This is a genomic window from Pseudomonas sp. Pseusp88 (genome assembly GCF_047303955.1).
GTDB lineage: Bacteria > Pseudomonadota > Gammaproteobacteria > Pseudomonadales > Pseudomonadaceae > Aquipseudomonas.
On sequence record NZ_JBGLYM010000023.1, the window covers coordinates 93,096 to 109,715 of the forward strand.

The 16,620-nt window shown below is 60.8% G+C and carries 15 protein-coding genes; 8 read left to right on the top strand and 7 right to left on the bottom strand.

Annotation, left to right across the window (positions count from 1 at the left end):
* Positions 1–68 precede the first annotated feature (68 nt).
* Both ACCD02_RS23800 and ACCD02_RS23805 read left to right on the top strand, forming a co-directional pair.
* Entirely contained in the window at positions 69–1,601 is a 1,533-nt protein-coding gene (locus ACCD02_RS23800) for an amidase (RefSeq protein WP_413307367.1), read from the top strand.
* A 66-nt stretch (positions 1,602–1,667) separates the two neighbouring features.
* The gene (locus ACCD02_RS23805) at positions 1,668–2,246 is read left to right on the top strand and encodes a HupE/UreJ family protein (RefSeq protein WP_413307370.1); all 579 of its coding nucleotides are present in this window, start codon (positions 1,668–1,670) and stop codon (positions 2,244–2,246) included.
* 310 nt (positions 2,247–2,556) lie between these two features.
* On the opposite strand, the gene ACCD02_RS23810 is transcribed toward ACCD02_RS23805, so the two are convergent.
* Together ACCD02_RS23810 and ACCD02_RS23815 are read right to left on the bottom strand one after the other, a co-directional pair.
* Positions 2,557–4,068, bottom strand: coding sequence for a sensor histidine kinase (locus ACCD02_RS23810; RefSeq protein ID WP_413307373.1), 1,512 nt, complete (start codon positions 4,066–4,068; stop codon positions 2,557–2,559).
* Positions 4,065–4,781 (bottom strand): response regulator transcription factor, encoded by a 717-nt coding sequence (locus ACCD02_RS23815; RefSeq protein ID WP_413307376.1) that lies wholly within the window; start codon positions 4,779–4,781, stop codon positions 4,065–4,067. The genes ACCD02_RS23810 and ACCD02_RS23815 overlap by 4 nt, the downstream gene beginning before the upstream one ends.
* A gap of 403 nt (positions 4,782–5,184) precedes the next feature.
* On the opposite strand from ACCD02_RS23815, the gene msrB reads away from it, so the two are divergent.
* The 3 genes from msrB to msrA are packed head-to-tail and all read left to right on the top strand — an operon-like array spanning position 5,185 to position 8,336.
* Positions 5,185–5,700 (top strand): peptide-methionine (R)-S-oxide reductase MsrB, encoded by a 516-nt coding sequence (gene msrB / locus ACCD02_RS23820; RefSeq protein WP_413307379.1) that lies wholly within the window; start codon positions 5,185–5,187, stop codon positions 5,698–5,700.
* Positions 5,701–5,735: 35 nt separating this feature from the next.
* The gene (locus ACCD02_RS23825; RefSeq protein ID WP_413307382.1) at positions 5,736–7,550 is read left to right on the top strand and encodes a cytochrome c biogenesis protein DipZ; all 1,815 of its coding nucleotides are present in this window, start codon (positions 5,736–5,738) and stop codon (positions 7,548–7,550) included.
* A gap of 60 nt (positions 7,551–7,610) precedes the next feature.
* Positions 7,611–8,336: a peptide-methionine (S)-S-oxide reductase MsrA gene (gene msrA, locus ACCD02_RS23830; protein ID WP_413307385.1), complete on the top strand. Its 726-nt coding sequence runs from the start codon at positions 7,611–7,613 to the stop codon at positions 8,334–8,336.
* A 144-nt stretch (positions 8,337–8,480) separates the two neighbouring features.
* Here the strand turns inward: msrA and ACCD02_RS23835 are convergent, their stop codons facing one another.
* The 3 genes from ACCD02_RS23835 to ACCD02_RS23845 all read right to left on the bottom strand — a co-directional run bounded on the left by ACCD02_RS23835 (position 8,481) and on the right by ACCD02_RS23845 (position 10,381).
* Entirely contained in the window at positions 8,481–8,621 is a 141-nt protein-coding gene (locus tag ACCD02_RS23835) for a hypothetical protein (protein WP_413307388.1), read from the bottom strand.
* On the bottom strand, positions 8,618–8,917 hold the full coding sequence (locus tag ACCD02_RS23840; RefSeq protein ID WP_413307391.1) for a hypothetical protein: 300 nt from the start codon (positions 8,915–8,917) through the stop codon (positions 8,618–8,620). The genes ACCD02_RS23835 and ACCD02_RS23840 overlap by 4 nt, the downstream gene beginning before the upstream one ends.
* A 156-nt stretch (positions 8,918–9,073) precedes the next feature.
* The gene (locus tag ACCD02_RS23845; protein ID WP_413307433.1) at positions 9,074–10,381 is read right to left on the bottom strand and encodes an Nramp family divalent metal transporter; all 1,308 of its coding nucleotides are present in this window, start codon (positions 10,379–10,381) and stop codon (positions 9,074–9,076) included.
* A gap of 359 nt (positions 10,382–10,740) precedes the next feature.
* Between ACCD02_RS23845 and ACCD02_RS23850 the strand changes: the two genes are divergently transcribed.
* A complete protein-coding gene (locus tag ACCD02_RS23850) occupies positions 10,741–12,153 on the top strand; it encodes an MFS transporter (RefSeq protein ID WP_413307394.1) in 1,413 nt (470 codons plus the stop codon).
* A 3-nt stretch (positions 12,154–12,156) separates the two neighbouring features.
* On the opposite strand, the gene ACCD02_RS23855 is transcribed toward ACCD02_RS23850, so the two are convergent.
* Together ACCD02_RS23855 and norR are read right to left on the bottom strand one after the other, a co-directional pair.
* Positions 12,157–12,381, bottom strand: a complete 225-nt coding sequence (locus ACCD02_RS23855; RefSeq protein WP_413307397.1) for a DUF6555 family protein — start codon at positions 12,379–12,381, stop codon at positions 12,157–12,159.
* Positions 12,382–12,525: 144 nt separating this feature from the next.
* Complete coding sequence (norR, locus tag ACCD02_RS23860) at positions 12,526–14,079, bottom strand: nitric oxide reductase transcriptional regulator NorR (RefSeq protein WP_413307399.1); 1,554 nt, start codon at positions 14,077–14,079, stop codon at positions 12,526–12,528.
* A gap of 252 nt (positions 14,080–14,331) precedes the next feature.
* Between norR and ACCD02_RS23865 the strand changes: the two genes are divergently transcribed.
* Both ACCD02_RS23865 and ACCD02_RS23870 read left to right on the top strand, forming a co-directional pair.
* Positions 14,332–15,783 (top strand): UbiA family prenyltransferase, encoded by a 1,452-nt coding sequence (locus ACCD02_RS23865; RefSeq protein WP_413307402.1) that lies wholly within the window; start codon positions 14,332–14,334, stop codon positions 15,781–15,783.
* The coding region (locus ACCD02_RS23870) for an FAD-binding oxidoreductase (protein ID WP_413307405.1) at positions 15,780–16,620 on the top strand (841 nt) is incomplete at its 3' end. The genes ACCD02_RS23865 and ACCD02_RS23870, both read left to right, overlap by 4 nt.

A 16,620-nucleotide genomic window follows, 5' to 3' on the forward strand; every position in this document is an offset into this window, starting at 1 on the left:
CCTCCGGAAAACGACAACGCCCTCCCCTTTATCGGGCGCCCGTCATCATTTTCTAACGGAGAAACACCATGTCCATTCCACGTCCCGTCAAAACCGACATCCTGCTGGCAGCCCAGGACCATGGCTACACCCTGGATGATACTCAGGTCGAAGCTTTCCTGCGCCTGTCCGACGGTGCCTTGAACAGCTATGAAAGCGTTGATGCGCTGTACCAGAGCCATATCGCCAAAGCTGCTCCGCAACGCGAGTTTTCCCGCCCCGAGGCCAAGGACAATAGCCACCGCGCCTGGTACGTGCAGACCCGGATCAAAGGCAGCGGCGAGGGCCCCCTGGCGGGCAAGACTGTGGTCATCAAAGACAACGTTTCAGTAGCAGGCGTGCCCATGGCCAACGGTTCCCTGAGCATCGACGGCTATGTGCCCAGTGAAGACGCCACGGTGGTCAAGCGCCTGCTGGCGGCGGGTGCGACCATCGTCGGCAAATCCGTGTGCGAAGACCTGTGCTTCTCCGGCGCCAGCTTTACCTCGGCCTCCGGCGCAGTACTCAACCCCTGGGACAAGACCCGCAATGCCGGCGGTTCGTCCAGCGGCAGCGCCGTGCTGGTGGCCACGGGCGAGGCTGACCTGGCCATCGGTGGTGACCAGGGCGGCTCAATCCGCATGCCGTCGGCCTGGAGCGGCATTGTCGGGCACAAACCGACCTACAGCCTGGTGCCCTACACCGGCGGCTTTCCCATCGAACGCACCATCGATCACCTCGGGCCCATGGGCCGCAGCGTGAAAGAAGTCGCAGTGATGCTCGACGTCCTGGCCGGTGCCGATGGCCTGGACCCTCGGCAGAAAAAAGTCCCTGAACACACCGACACCGTCTCGACTCTGCATCTGGGCGTTGCCGGCCTGAAGATCGGCCTGCTCAAGGAAGGCTTCAACGTGCCCGGCGTCTCCCAGGAAGCGGTGGACGCACTGGTCAAGGCCGGAGCGGCCAAACTGGAAAGCCTGGGTGCCAGTGTCGGCGAAGCCAGCGCGCCCTGGCACAGCGGCGTGGCCATGGACCTGTGGAATGTCATCGCCACCGACGGCGCTGCCTACCAGATGCTGCAAGGCAACGGCTACGGCATGAACTTCGACGGCTACTACGATCCGGACATCATGGCCTGGTTCGGCAAGCACCGGATCGAACACGCCAACCAGCTCTCCGCCACCGTGCGCTCGGTGGCCCTGACCGGTCACTACAGCCTGAAAAACCTCTACGGCGCCTACTACGCCAAGGCACGCATGCTGGTAGCCGAACTGACTCGGCAGTACGACGAAGCGCTCAAGCAATACGACGTGCTGATCATGCCGACCATCCCCTTCGTCGCCACCCCCCTGACCGCCGCCTATGCGCCCATCGAAGAGTATTTCGCCAGCGCCCTGGACATGCTCAGCAATACAGCGCCGTTCGACCTGTCCGGCCACCCGGCGACATCGGTGCCTGCGGGCCTGGCCGACGGCCTGCCGGTGGGGCTGATGATCGTCGCACCGCGCTTCAACGATGCCCTGGGCCTGCGCGTTGCAGCGGCCTTTGAGGAAGTACGTGGCCCATTTGGTTTGCCCGGATAAGGCTGATTGAATGGTGGGGCATCGACGGGATGTCCCACTTCCCCACACCATTGAGGGAGTACCCGAATGCAACAAAGACTCTGGAAAGCCGGCCTGAGCGCCACGCTGTGCATACTGCCGGGCCTTGCCCTGGCTCACCCCGGGCATGATGAATCAGGCCTGTTTGCGGGCATCGGCCACCCGGTGAGCGGCCTCGATCATCTGCTGGCGATGGTTGCCGTCGGCCTGTGGGCGGCGCAGCAACAGGGTGCCCGCCGCTGGCAACTGCCGCTGACGTTTCTCGGCAGCATGCTGCTGGGTGGGCTGCTGGGATTTGCCGGATGGTCGTTGCCTTTGGTCGAGTCCGGCATTGCCACATCGGTCCTGGCATTCGGCCTGATCGTGATGATAGGCGCGCGCCTGCCCGCTCTGCTGGCCTTGGGCACTACCGCAGTATTCGGTATGTGCCATGGCATCGCCCATGGTATGGAATTGCCTGAGATGAACAGCCCGTGGGCCTACGCCGCAGGCTTTCTGTTGGCAACTGCGGCCCTGCATGGCGCCGGCTATGCCCTGCTGCGCCTGTTGCCGCAAAGCAGCGTGCAGATCGCCCGCTGGGCTGGTGGAGTCTGTGCACTGTTCGGGGTGGGGTTGCTGGTGGGTTGAGGCGGTGAACTCTTTGGGAGATCCCGCCCCGTCTTCGACGTCGCTCTGTCGCGCAGCAAACACAGGGCCTATAGGAGCCGGCTTGTCGGATCGCCGCACCGTGGCGATCAAGTGCGAAGCGCTCGCGCGGCGTCAGTGACTGACGTCATCGCCAGCAAGTCGGCACCTACAAATCTCATTTAAATTCAGATACTTGCGTCGTGCTTGATGAGAGCGAATTCAGTCGCGAAGACGGCATTCAAGGCAATGAAAATATGCTGACTGTACCAGCCCCTTCGCGGATGAGTCCGCTCCCACAACAACCGGCAGCTCATTTCAGATCCTGCACCAGGGTATTGGCCAGTTCCTCTTCCACCGGCAAGGCAAACCGAAAGGTCGCGCCCTGCCCCTCAACATCCAGCAGCTCAATCTTGAGCCCGTGCAGTTGCAGAATACGGTGGCAGATACGCAAACCCAGCCCGCCATCGCGACGGGCTCCGCCGATATTGAATGGGCGCAGGAATACGCTTTCGCGCAGTTGCGGGGCGATTCCGGGGCCACTGTCGCTGACCGTGACTTCAACGTAACGCCCCTGGGGCGCCAGGGCCACGCGCACGTCACCGCCCATCGGGGTGTGACGCAGGGCGTTGTCGAGCAGGTTGGTCAGCACACGCTCGATCAAGCCGAGGTCGGCAAACACCCCCGGCACCGACGGCGCGAACAGTGGGGTCAGACTGATGGAACGGGCCTCGGCGGTCAGTTCGAATTTCTGGAACACGTCCTGGACCAGATCGGTGAGGAAAAACCGCTCCAGTACGGGCTCGACGAAACCATGCTCAAGGCGCACCAGTTCCAGCAGCGACTGGGCCAGGCCGCCGACCTTGCGGCTCTGGTCCAGGGCAATGCCCAGGTAGCGGCGACGCTCTTCGGCGCTCAACGCGGCATCCTTGACCGACAGCACTTCCAGATAACCATGCAGCGAGGCCAGAGGCGTGCGCAGGTCGTGGGAGATATTGGCCACCAGTTCACGACGCTCCTGATCCTGTCGGGTCAGGCTGCGCCATTGCTCGTTGAGGCGCTCCTGCATCTGCCGGAAGGCGCTGTCGAGCACGGTGATTTCATCCTGGCCAGCCTCCTTGCCCAAAGGCTCCGGGCGACTCGCCGACAAGGCCGGAGCAGGTGCGGGAACGCCGTCGATATCGAAGGCGGCGACCGATTCGGTCAAGCGCCGCAATGGCCGGGTGATCAGCCGAAAGGCCGTAAGACCGGCGACCAGACACAGCAGGGCAATCAAGGCGATGGCCCACAGCGCCGTATTCAGCGCCTCACTGGTGGCACCGCGCTCGGCCAGGCGATCATGGGCCTCACCGAGCAGCACCACATAGAGAAAGCCCGCCGGTTGCCCGGCAACCATCAACGGCGCGGCGCTGAACACCTTGCGCGCCGTGGCGCTGCGCGGGTCATCACCAAGGATCGGCAATGGCTCATCGGCGAACAAGCGGCGCAGAGGCGCCAGATCGACACGGTCGCGGAGCAGATGATCCTTGGGCGCCGCATCACCGACGATGCGTCCCTCCTTATCGAGCAGATACACCTCGACACTGGGATTGACCAACATCAATTGGCTGAACAGCTCGCGCACGGCATCGGGCTTCAGGCCGTTGGCGTCCATCAGCTGAGTGTCCCGGGCGATATGCCGGGCCAGGTCGCGAGACAGCCCCTGCACCACTTCCAGCTCATGCATGCGGCTGGAGCGGACTTGCAACCATACCGAGGTGCCGCAGCACACCAGCAGCAACAGGGCGAAGACCACCGACAGACGCTGGCTCAGGGTCAGGCTCACGAGGTCTCTCCCGCCATGGCGAACTTATAGCCCCGACCCCAGACCGTAAGGATACGCATCGGTTGCGCGGGGTCGGCCTCGATCTTGGCGCGCAGGCGATTGATATGGGTATTAACCGTATGCTCATACCCTTCGTGGTTGTAGCCCCAGACCGAGTTGAGCAGGTCCAGGCGCGAGAACACCTTGCCCGGTTCACGGGCGAAGAAGTACAGCAGGTCGAACTCCCTGGGCGTCAATTCAAGCAGACGGCCGTCGAGTTTGACTTCCCGGGTCACCGGGTTGATGAACAATCCGTCGTGGGACAAGCTGCCGTTGTCCAGATGCAGGTTGCGACTCATGGCGTCGACCCGACGCAGCAAGGCCTTGACCCGCGCCACCAATTCCATCATCGAGAAGGGTTTGGCCAGGTAATCGTCCGCCCCCAGTTCCAGGCCGAGGATCCGGTGCATTTCACTGGAACGGGCACTGGTGATGATGATCGGCGTGTAGCGAGTCATGGCCCTGGCCCGGCGACAGATTTCCAGACCGTCGACACCGGGCAACATCAAGTCGAGGATCAGCGCATCCCAGCCGCCCTGCTCCAGCAGGCGCAGGCCTTCGTTGCCATCGGCGCTGTGCACCACATCAAAATGCTCATCGCGCAGATGCAGCACAATCAGGTCGGCGATATGCCGGTCGTCTTCGACGACGAGGACGCGCTTGGGGGAATCCATTTATTGTCTGCCCTTTAAATGACGAAGGTCGCTTTCATCAAAAACAATATAACCCGCCGAGATGAAGCACTTATGTGGGAGATTCTATGTTTGCTGTAAAGCCAGAGCAGCCCCTTTCAGCGGATGAATCCGCCCACAGATCCGACGATATGCACGCGCTACTGTGGGAGCGAATTCATTCGCGAAAGCTTTATTTCGGACGCCGCCAATGTGTTGGATGCATTGGCCCCTTCGCGGATGAATCCGCTCCCACAGATTCGATGATAATTGCGTATGCCGGCCATTGTGGGGCTTTTCCCCGGTCGGAGTTATCACGAATTGTTTAACTCTGCGTGAGGATTTGACGATCAGCCGCCCCTTAACCTGCCCTTACTGAAGTTGAGCAGGCAAAGCGGAGGTTGGCATGCTTTCACGTAGACAATTTATCTGGATTGGCGGCAGCGTTGGTGTTACGGCGCTGGCGGGCAGTCTGCTGCCGTCCCTGGCCAACAGCGCCAGCCAGGTACCGGAAGATTCTGCCGTGGGTACCTTCGAGGTCAGCCATACCGACGCCGAATGGCGTGGGCTGCTCAGCGCTGATCAATATCAAGTGTTGCGTCATGAAAATACCGAGCGCCCCTACAGCAGCCCGCTGAATGACGAACACCGTGACGGCACCTTCACCTGCGCCGGTTGCCAGCTTCAGCTGTTTTCCTCCGCGACCAAATTCGACAGCCATACCGGCTGGCCGAGCTTCTGGCAGCCGCTGGATCAGGCCGTCGCGGTACGCACCGACACCTCCTTTGGCGTGCTGCGCAAGGAGGTCCATTGCCGTCGTTGCGGCGGGCATCTGGGCCATGTGTTCACCGACGGACCAAAACCCACTGGCCTGCGCTACTGCATGAACGGTGTGTCCATGAACTTTGACCCGGCGGCCTGATCGCCGTCCCGTACCCCTCTTCCAGGACGAGTCCTATGTTGCTGCTGATCCTTGCTTATCTGGGCGGTGTGCTGACCATCGTCAGCCCCTGCATCCTGCCGGTCCTGCCGTTTGTCTTTGCGCGCACCGGCCAGCCCTTCGTGCGCAGCGGCCTGCCATTGCTGGCAGGCATGGCACTGACCTTTGCGTTGGTCGCCACCCTGGCGGCGGTGGGCGGTGGCTGGGTGGTGCAGCTCAATCAATACGGCCGCGGCCTGGCCCTGGTGTTCGTCGCCCTGTTCGGCCTGACCCTGTTGCTGCCGAAACTGGCCGAGCGTCTGACCCGGCCTTTGGTCGCGGCAGGCAGTCGTCTGTCAGAAGCGGCGGGCAACGATGCCCGGCCACGTCCCGGTACCTCGTTCCTCATTGGTGTCGCCACGGGTCTGTTGTGGGCACCGTGCGCCGGGCCGATTCTTGGCCTGGTGCTGACCGGCGCGGCCCTGCAGGGTGCCAGCATTGGCACCACCCTGTTGCTGCTGGCCTATGCTGCAGGTGCCGCGACATCCCTGGCGGTGGCCCTGCTACTGGGCGGCAAGGTCTTCGCGGCGATGAAGCGCTCCATCGGTGCCGGTGAATGGGTGCGCCGAGCGCTCGGCGGCGCCATGCTCGCCGGGGTCGCAGCGATTGCCCTGGGTCTGGATACCGGCATTCTGGCGCGTTTTTCCAGTGGTTCCACGGGCAGTCTGGAGCAGGTGCTGGTCGGCAAACTGGCCGGGGACAAAAGTGGCGGCGCAATGATGGCGCAGAACAGCGAAGCCATGCAGGCTCGGGACAATGGCTCCGGCGCGATGATGGCGTCGTCGGCCATGATGATGAAAGCCGTGGACAAACAACCGGCGAGTCTGCCCGTTGAAGGTCAATTGCCCTCGCTCGATGGCGCCGTGCAATGGCTCAATTCAGCGCCCCTGAGCGCCGCCCAGCTCAAGGGCAAAGTGGTTCTGGTGGATTTCTGGACCTACTCCTGCATCAACTGCCTGCGCACCCTGCCCTACGTCAAGGCCTGGGCCGAGAAATACCACGATCAGGGTCTGGTGGTGATTGGTGTACACGCGCCGGAATTTGCCTTCGAGCGTGACGTCAACAATGTCACCAAGGCCATGCGTGACTTGGGCATCAACTACCCGGTGGCCCTGGACAACGACTACAAGATCTGGCGCTCCTTCGATAACCAGTACTGGCCCGCTCACTACTTCGCCGATGCCCAGGGCCGCATTCGTTATCACCATTTCGGTGAAGGTGCCTATGCCGAGTCCGAACAGGTCATCCAGCAACTGCTGCGTGAAGCCGGTGCGGGCAAGGTGGCCAGTGATGTGATCGACGTTAACGCCAACGGCGTGCAACAGGCCGCCGACCTGCGCGATGTGCGTTCGCCGGAAACCTATGTTGGCTACGAGCGCGCCGCACAATTCGCTTCTCCTGGCGGCGCCCGGCCGGATCAGTCGGCCCAATATCGTCTGCCGGGCAATCCGGCGCTCAATGACTGGGGTCTGGAAGGCCAATGGAATATCGGCTCGGAACAGGCGTCTCTCAATAGCGCGAACGGCAAGATCGCCTACCGCTTCCATGCCCGTGACCTGCACCTGGTGCTGGGCCCGGGCGCGGATGGCAATCCGGTGCGCTTCAGTGTGACCGTCGATGGCAAGGCACCCGGCGCCGCCCACGGTATGGATGTGGCGCCGGACGGCAGCGGCCAGGTCAAGGAACAAAGGCTGTATCAACTGGTGCGGCAACCCGGCGACGTCGCGGATCACACTTTCACCATCGAATTCCTCGATGCCGGTGTAGCGGCCTACGCCTTTACTTTCGGCTGACCGAAGCCAATCATCGGTACCTGAAAGACGGGTGCCGCTTTGCAGATTCAGGAGACTTACATGAACCATGACAAGACTGTTTCCCCCTTCAACTGGCGCCGCAGCCTGCTGAGCATCGGCACCGGCCTGCTATTGCTGCAAACCGCCGCCTGCTCTTTCGCCGGCTCCGAAGATGCCGTGGTCATCGCGCCACCGGTGCAGGATGAAGTGGTCAGCAGCGGCGGCGAAGAGACTGCGGTGTTTGCCGGTGGCTGCTTCTGGGGGGTGCAGGGTGTGTTCCAGCACGTCAAGGGCGTGAAGAACGCAGTATCAGGCTATGCCGGGGGCGCGGCCACGACCGCGCAATACGAGCAGGTCGGCGACGGCAATACCGGTCATGCGGAATCCGTACAGGTGACCTTCGACCCGAGTCAGGTCAGCTATGGCAAGCTGTTGCAGATCTTCTTTTCGGTAGCGCACAACCCCACCGAACTGAATCGCCAGGGCCCGGACAGCGGCACGCAATACCGCTCGGCACTGTTCCCGCAAAGCCCGGCCCAGGAAAAAGTCGCCCAGGCCTATATCGCCCAGCTCGATGCGGCCCACTCGTTCAGCCAGCCCATCGTGACCAAAGTGGAAACCGGCAAGAGCTTCTACCCGGCCGAGTCCTACCACCAGAACTTTCTGACCCTGCACCCGAGCCATCCCTACATCGTGGTCAACGACCTGCCCAAGGTCGATCAGTTGCACAAACTGTTCGACGGGCAGTACAGCAATGAGCCGGTGCTGGTGAAGAACACGCTGTAAACAATGAACGCCGCTGTTCGGTGGGACCGGCTTGAGCCGGAAAGACGATATTCGAGGTCATAGATATGCACCGAATATACTGACCACTTCCCGGCTAAAGCCGGTCCCACGTTAACCCTGTGTTTGCCACCCGATTTACGGTAGTTACACCAACAGATTTTCGTAGAAACCCCCGCAAACCAAGGCCGGATGAGTCAACTGGACCTCCAGAGTCCACAAACCGGCATTGAAGCTGACTTCGAGTTCGCCGAGGTCGACGCCGCAATGAGTCGCGTGGAGATTCATTGCCGGATTGCCATATGCACGCGCTCGTCAAAACCCTGAGCCTTGTTGAGCATCGCGATATTGTCGTCCAGAGCCGCCTGGCGCCGGGCGATTTCCGCCCGCGCCGCTTCGATACGCAGGCGGCCATGTGCGATGGCCTGCTCCCGTGAGGCGAACAGGCAATCGGGCAGATACCACTTGCCCTTGGCGGTACGCTCGTGCTGCCCGGAGCCCGTTGTGCCCACCAACTCCACTTCGATCACGGCGAAAGTTCGGGTCAGCAACCAGGCGGTATAGGGGTAGATACGTCCTGACATATCGGGCCTCCCCGTTGTTGTGTGAACAGTCGGCGACCGTTGCCAACGACGCCGTCGAGATCCCCATGATAACTTTCGCTATATACAAAACAATACAGCGATAAGCAAAAGATGCTCTGGCCCGCTGTTCGGGCCAGAGGTGAGTCAAAAAATGAGCTAGTTAATCCAGAAGAACAGCAACGCCAGGTTCGCCGCCGAAATCAGCCCGAACAGGCTCCAGGCCAGGATCCGCACCCAGGCGCTATTGACGAATGGCCCCATCAATTCGCGGTCGCTGGTAAAGCGGATCAACGGCCAGAGGGCGAACGGCAGTTGCAGGCTGAGCACTACCTGACTGAGGACCAGCATCTTGCCCACCGCACCATCGCCAAGCCAGATCACCCCGATCAGCGCCGGAATCAGGGCCAGAGCGCGGGTAATCAGACGCCGTTGCCAGCAGGGGATCTTGGCGTGGAGAAAGCCTTCGAGGACCACCTGCCCGGCGATGGTGCCGGTAAAGGTCGAGCTTTGCCCCGCCGCCAGCAACGCCACGCCGAACAGTACGCTGGCCAGGGTTCCGCCTACCAGTGGGTCGAGCAGATGGTAGGCATCTTCGATTTCCACCACATCGGCATGCCCACTGTGATGGAAGGCGGCCGCCGCGAGGATCAGGATTGCGGCATTGATCAGCAGGGCGATGCTCAGGGAACCAAGGGTGTCCAGACGGGCGAAGCGGATGGCGCTGGCCTTGCTCGACTGATCGCTGCCATTGACGCGGGTCTGCACCACCGATGAATGCAGATACAGGTTATGGGGCATCACCGTCGCGCCAAGGATGCCGATGGCGATATACAGCGGCTCCTGCTGGCTAAGCACATCCCAGCTGGGTTTCAGGCCCGCGGCAACATCAGGCCAGAAAGGTTTGATCAGGATCAGTTCCACCGTGAAACACGACGCGATGGTGGCGATCAGACCGAGAATAATGGCTTCCAGGCGACGGAAATTAGCACCCTGCAAGGCCAGCACGATCACCGTATCAAAGGCGGTCAGGGCGACACCCACGGGAATGGACACCCCCAGCAACAAGTGAAAGGCCAGCGCCGCGCCGAGGACTTCGGCAAGGTCGGTAGCGAGGATCGACAGCTCGGCCAGAAGCCATTGCCCCTTGGCGACGCGAGGGCTGTAGCGCGACGCCGACAGCTGCGCCAGGTCCCTCCCGGTGGCAATACCCAGGCGCGAGCATAGATTCTGTAACACCATGCCCGACAGGCTGGCCAGTACCACCACGAACAGCAATGAGTAACCGAAACGCGAACCGGCTTCGATGGCCGTCGCCCAGTTTCCGGGGTCCATATAGCCAATCGAAACCATCAGGCCGGGGCCGACAAACAGCAGCATTTTGCGCAATAACGAAGCGTTGGCCGGGATGGCAATGCTGTCGGTGACGGCGGAAGGGCAGAACGGGGCGGTAGCAGTGGTGGGCAGTTTGTACTTCACGGGAACCCGGCGGGCAAAGGACTAAAGGAGGCATCTTAAAGATTCGTGACATGCCTTGATACATCATTGACGTGGATCGCTCGGTGGTGTGGGAGCCGCCTTGGTGGCGATCGAGTGCGCAGCTCGCAAGGGCATCAGTGGCTAATACAGCGCCATCGCCAGCAAGCCGGCTCCTGCAAAGTCGCGGCTGCCGCACTCCAGGACTGCTACAGCAGATAATTTCCATTAATTATTTTTTAGCGCAAGAAATCATCGAGATTTCCATCACAATCGCTCGATTCAGCAATTGCGACAAAATGTAAAAAAGCTACCATAGAGCCATACCCACGGTTTTGGAACATCTCCCCATGGTTTCGCTTTCCCCCGCTGCCGACGGCATCGACCTCTCGCGTGCTGCCCAGGTTTCGGCGCGCATCGACCGCCTGCCTGCGGTCGCGACCCTGTGGCGCCTGGTGGCGCTGTTGTCCATTGGCGGCTTTTTCGAGCTGTATGACCTGTTCCAGACCGCCTATATCAGCCCGGGGCTGATCCGCGACGGGATCTTTGCCACCGGTAATCTCGGCGTGTTCGGCTTTTCCGATCAAGCTGCCTTCGCGTCAGCCACTTTTCTTGGCCTGTTTCTTGGCGCAAGCCTGCTCAGCCCGATTGCCGACCGCTTCGGCCGTCGGGCGATCTTTACCTTTGCGCTGATCTGGTACACCGTCGCCACGGTATTGATGGGCGTACAAAGCTCGGCGTTGGGCATTATCTGCATGCGTTTTCTAGTGGGCATCGGCCTGGGCATCGAGTTGGTGACCATCGACACTTATCTGTCTGAACTGGTGCCCAAGCGCATGCGCAGCTCGGCTTTCGCCTTTGCCTTTTTCGTGCAGTTTCTATCGGTACCTGCTGTTGCCCTGATGTCCTGGTGGCTGGTGCCCCAGGCACCGTTCGGTTATTCGGGCTGGCGCTGGGTGGTGATCGCCAGTGCAGTATTCGCCCTGTTCATCTGGTGGCTGCGTGCTCGCCTGCCGGAATCGCCGCGCTGGCTGGCGCAACAAGGGCGCTTCGCCGAAGCCGAAGGCATTCTCGACCGACTTGAAGCGCGTTGCGTCAAGGAACATGGCCAGGCCCTGGAAACGCCAGTGCCGCAAGCCATCAGTGTCGACGGTCATGGCCGCTTCGCCGATATCTGGCAAGCGCCCTATCGTCGTCGTGCCTTGATGCTGATTGTGTTCCATGTGTTCCAGGCCATCGGCTTTTTCGGTTTCGGTAACTGGCTGCCCGCCCTCCTCTCGGGTCAGGGCGTCAGCGTCACCCACAGCCTGGGCTATGCCTTTGTAATTACCCTGGCTTATCCGTTGGGGCCTTTGCTGTTCGTGCGTTATGCCAACCGCTTCGAGAACAAGTGGCAGATCGTTGGCTCGGCCCTGGGCACTATGATCTTCGGCAGTCTGTTTGCTTTTCAGACCACCGCCACGGGCCTGATTGTCTGCGGGGTAATGATCACTTTCTGCAACGCCTGGTTGAGCTTCGCTTATCACTCGTACCAGAGCGAGCTGTTCCCGACCAATATCCGTGCCCGTGCGGTGGGTTTCTGCTACTCGTTCAGTCGCCTTTCAACCGTGTTCAGCAGTTTGCTGATCGGCTTTTTCCTCGACCATTTCGGCACGCCGGGTGTCTTGACGTTTATCGTCTGCAGCATGTTGATCGTGATGATCACCATTGGCCGCTTCGGTCCCCGCACACGTAATCTGGCTCTGGAAAATATCGCTCATTAGTCCTCAGGCCTGAGTCCATTCAACATTGGTTATGCCGAAATGTTCGGCATAAGGTTTGGTCACACGAGGTACTTTCTCGGTGCGGTACTTGGGTATGCGGCCCAGTCCCGCATCGATACTGGCGTGATGCCATGCCTCACTGTTATCCATATGTTGAGCACTGATATAGAACGACTTGAACGCACCGTTTAATAAGTAATCGATGCGGTAGTGTTTGCTCTGGGACATCTGCGTTGCGCGTCCATTAGTGGCATCCTTGGAATTACAACGGACCGGCGTGCAATTAAAAAAATTCAGTCTTTTTTAAAGTTGGCAGACCAGTAGCATCTGCCGACTTGAATAACCTGTTGGCGCTGTCCTGGATAACCGTGCTCAGCGAATCCCCAGGCGCTTGGCCAGCCGGCTGAGATTGGCCCGGTCCACCCCCAACTCCCGGGCAACCTCCGCCCATTTACCCTGATGCCGGACCAAAGCGTCATCGATGAGGATCTTCTGGTAGCTATCCACAGCCGTCTTCAGGCTTTCACCCTGGCTGACTGGAGCTGGCTTACCCTGCCGGGTTTCTGGCTCGCCAGTCGATTGTTCATGGGCAAGATCCAGAGCGTCGGCTTCAATGGTGAGGATGCGCGGGCGATCACCGTGTTGGGCCAGTGACTTGAGTACGGCGCGACTGATCAAGTGCTCCAGCTCACGGACATTGCCGGGCCATGAGTAGCCGACCAGTAGTTTCTGCGCCTCGGGGTTGAGCCGCAGGCTGCGCAGGCCCATACGTGCACGGTTCTCTTCAAGGAAGAAACCGGCCAGCAGCAGAACATCGCGGCCCCGCTCACGCAACGGCGGTACGCGCAGGGGGTACACACTCAAACGGTGATAAAGGTCGGCACGGAAACGCCCGGCGCGCACCTCCTCTGCCAGGTCGCGGTTCGTCGCGGCAATGATACGCACGTCGACATGGTGTTCCTGATCGGACCCCACCCGCTGTAGCTGACCACTTTGCAGCACCCGCAGCAGCTTGGCCTGTACCGGCAATGGCAATTCGCCAACCTCATCGAGAAACAGCGTGCCGCCAGCAGCGAGTTCAAATTTGCCGCTGCGCCCGCTGACCGCGCCGGAGAACGCACCTTTGACGTGGCCGAACAGCTCACTTTCCACCAACAGTTCTGGCAAGGCCGCGCAGTTAAGGCTAATCAGCGGTTTCTGCGCCCGTGGTGACTGGTGGTGAATGGCTTCGGCCACCAACTCCTTGCCGCAGCCGGTTTCGCCGGTAATCAATACGGTCAACGGACTGTTGCCCACCAATTGGATCTCTTCCTGCAAGCGCTTGTGCACCGGGCTCTGGCCGATCAACTCACGAGGGCTGCGGCCACCGGCAGCGCGTTTATAGATTTCGGCGAGCTGGCGTTGATCCTCGAAGTTGCGCGCCAGTTGCTGGATTCGTTCGCTGGCCATCACTGTGGCTGCGGCCAGGCTGGCAAAGGCTTGCAGGTTATCCAGGTCGACCTGGCCGAAACTGGTCGGATCCAGAGAGTCGAGGGTGATCACACCCCAGAGCTTGTCCTGCACGTAGAGTGGGCAGCCCAGGCAGTCGTGAACTTCAAGATGCCCCGCCAGGCCCTGGACAAGACCGTCGTAGGGATCGGGCAGGTCACAGTCGCTGGCAAAGCGCGTCGGCCCCAGGTTCTCCATGATGATCTTCAAGCGCGGATGCTCATCAACCTTGAAACGCCGCCCCAGGGTATCTGGACTCAGCCCCTCTACCGACAGCGGTACCAGCACGCGATCTTCCAGCTTGAGCAGGGCCACCGCATCACTGGGCAGCAACTGCCGCAGCGCACTCAGCAGACGTCGGTAGCGCTCGTCATCCGGCAGCTCGCGGGACAGATCGGCCACCAGAGGGACCAGGGCGGACAGCAACGGATGTGTCATTACGACTCCAGGCACCAACCAGGAAAGGGGGTCATTATGACCCCGATTACAGGCCGCGTGAATGGATAATCCGCCTGCAGACGAAGGGCTGTCGACTGCATATTGTTAATCAATTGAAACAGCCACAACGTCAACATTTCTGACGCCAGCTCGCTGACGAACAAGTTGCAGGGCTATTGATTTTATTGAGATGGAGAATTCGCAGTTACGTTACATAGTGCCCCCTGTCCCCCCCGGCCGGAGTGCTGATCAATGCCCAGAATTCAGGGAAGAGTTCTTGAAACTTACCCCCCCTTAGTTGTCGATCTCGACGGCACCTTATTGCGCTCGGACTTGTTGCTGGAAACAACCATGGCATTCGTCCGAAGCCATCCGTTGCAATTTTTCAAACTGTTCGGATGGTTGTTCCAGGGAAAGGCCGCGCTTAAACAAGGCCTGGCCCTGGCTACTGAACTCGATGTCACAGTGCTGCCCTACGACCCGGCAGTCATCGAACTGATCGAAGCCGAGCGTGCCGCTGGCCGCATGATCATCCTCGCAACGGCCGCCCACGACAGCCTGGCCCGGCGGATTGCCGAGCACCTGCAATTGTTCGATCTGGTCTGGGCCTCCGACGCCGAGCGCAATCTGTCGGCGGACAACAAGCGCGATGTGCTGGTGGCGCATTACGGTGAAGGCGGCTTCGACTATGTAGGTAATTCCCGGGATGATCTGAGCGTCTGGCAGGCGTCACGCAAAGCCATTGTGGTCAACCCCGAGGCCGGTGTGCAGAGCCGCGCCCAGGCCCAGGGCAATGTCGAGCAGGTCATCGAGTCAAACACGGCCAGCCTCAAGGACTGGCGCAAAGCCCTGCGCCTGCATCAGTGGATGAAGAACGCGCTGATTTTCGTGCCTCTGCTGGCGGCGCATCAACTCAATCAGCCGCTGCAGGTACTCCATGGCCTGCTGGCCTTCCTGTTTTTCGGCCTGTGCGCTTCCAGCGTATATATCCTCAACGACCTGCTGGACCTCACCGACGACCGTCATCATCAGAGCAAGCGCAACCGCCCGTTCGCCAGCGGGCGCCTGTCGATCAGGTCAGGGCTGGTGCTGGTGCCGCTTTTGCTGCTCGGTGCCTTCAGCGGCGCCGCGTTGCTCCTGCCCTGGCAATTCTGCGCCGTGCTGGGCGGCTACTACCTGCTGACCCTGGCCTACTCGCTGTCCCTGAAACGGTTGATGACCCTGGATGTCATTGTCCTGGCGATGCTCTATACCACGCGCATCCTGGCCGGTGCCGCCGCCTTCAACCTGCCCCTGACCTTCTGGATCCTGGCCTTTTCCATGTTCATGTTCCTCAGCCTGGCCTTGGTCAAGCGCTATGCGGAGCTGCGCGAAGCCAGGCTCAAGGATCTCAAGGACAAGACCCGCGGCCGCGGCTACTACCCCGCCGATCTGGACATGATCGCCTCTCTGGGTGCCACTTCCGGCCACCTGGCGGTGATGGTCCTGGCGCTGTACATCCACGAAGGTGCCACGGTGGTGCTCTATAGCCATCCCCATGTGATCTGGCTGGCTTGCCCGTTGCTGCTGTTCTGGATCACCCGGGTGTGGATGCTGACCCATCGTGGCCAGATGAATGACGATCCGGTGGTATTCGCCATTCGCGACCGGGTCAGCCAGTTGATCGGCGCATTGTTCGCCCTTGTGTTCTGGATTGCCGCATGAACACTGACCTGCATTCCTGGGGGCGCTACCCCCTGACCGAACAACATGGTCATACCTGCCCCTGGATCGACGACCTCACCCGCCATGTCAGCCAGGTGATCCGCGACCATGGCAGCAGCCTGCCCTACGGCAGTGGTCGCAGCTACGGTGACAGCTGCCTGGCGGCCAGCGATCAGGTGCTGCAGATGCGTACTCTCGACCGCTTTATCCGTGCCGACTGGTCAAGTGGCGCCATCCGGGTCGAGGCGGGCATCACCCTGGCCGAAGTCCTCGCGGCGGCCATTCCCCATGGCTGGTTCCTGCCGGTGACACCCGGTACACGTTTCGCCACCATTGGCGGGGCCATCGCCAACGATGTACACGGCAAAAACCACCACCGCCGCGGCACCTTCGGTCGGCATGTACAGCGCTTCGGTCTGCTGCGCCACGGCGAACCGGCCCGCATCTGTTCGGCACTGGAGAATCCGCAGTTGTTCGCCGCGACTATCGGCGGCCTGGGCCTGACCGGAGTGATCAACTGGGCCGACCTGCAACTGATGCCAATTCAGGCCAGCCAGATCGATACCCGAGTAGTGCGCTTTGCCAATCTGGCCGAGTTCTTCAACCTGTCCGCCGAACTGGATCAATTGCACGAGTACAGCGTGGCCTGGGTCGACTGTCTGGCCAGGGGCAGCGAAACCGGCCGAGGCGTGTTCATCGTCGGCGATCATGCCTGCTATGGCAGCCTTGATGTCAGCCACGAGCGCTCGTTGAGTGTGCCTTTTACTCCGCCGTTTTCCTTGATCAATCGCCTGTCATTGCAAACCTTCAATACCCTTTACTGGCATGCCCACCCGC

Excerpts from the sequence above, each read along its gene's own strand:
- ACCD02_RS23855 (WP_413307397.1), bottom strand. The coding sequence starts at position 12,381 with ATGTCCCAGAGCAAACACTACCGCATCGATTACTTATTAAACGGTGCG.
- ACCD02_RS23835 (WP_413307388.1), bottom strand. The coding sequence starts at position 8,621 with ATGAATCTCCACGCGACTCATTGCGGCGTCGACCTCGGCGAACTCGAA.
- ACCD02_RS23800 (WP_413307367.1), top strand. The coding sequence starts at position 69 with ATGTCCATTCCACGTCCCGTCAAAACCGACATCCTGCTGGCAGCCCAG.
- ACCD02_RS23840 (WP_413307391.1), bottom strand. The coding sequence starts at position 8,917 with ATGTCAGGACGTATCTACCCCTATACCGCCTGGTTGCTGACCCGAACT.
- norR (WP_413307399.1), bottom strand. The coding sequence starts at position 14,079 with ATGACACATCCGTTGCTGTCCGCCCTGGTCCCTCTGGTGGCCGATCTG.
- ACCD02_RS23850 (WP_413307394.1), top strand. The coding sequence starts at position 10,741 with ATGGTTTCGCTTTCCCCCGCTGCCGACGGCATCGACCTCTCGCGTGCT.
- msrB (WP_413307379.1), top strand. The coding sequence starts at position 5,185 with ATGCTTTCACGTAGACAATTTATCTGGATTGGCGGCAGCGTTGGTGTT.
- ACCD02_RS23805 (WP_413307370.1), top strand. The coding sequence starts at position 1,668 with ATGCAACAAAGACTCTGGAAAGCCGGCCTGAGCGCCACGCTGTGCATA.
- msrA (WP_413307385.1), top strand. The coding sequence starts at position 7,611 with ATGAACCATGACAAGACTGTTTCCCCCTTCAACTGGCGCCGCAGCCTG.
- ACCD02_RS23815 (WP_413307376.1), bottom strand. The coding sequence starts at position 4,781 with ATGGATTCCCCCAAGCGCGTCCTCGTCGTCGAAGACGACCGGCATATC.
- ACCD02_RS23865 (WP_413307402.1), top strand. The coding sequence starts at position 14,332 with ATGCCCAGAATTCAGGGAAGAGTTCTTGAAACTTACCCCCCCTTAGTT.
- ACCD02_RS23825 (WP_413307382.1), top strand. The coding sequence starts at position 5,736 with ATGTTGCTGCTGATCCTTGCTTATCTGGGCGGTGTGCTGACCATCGTC.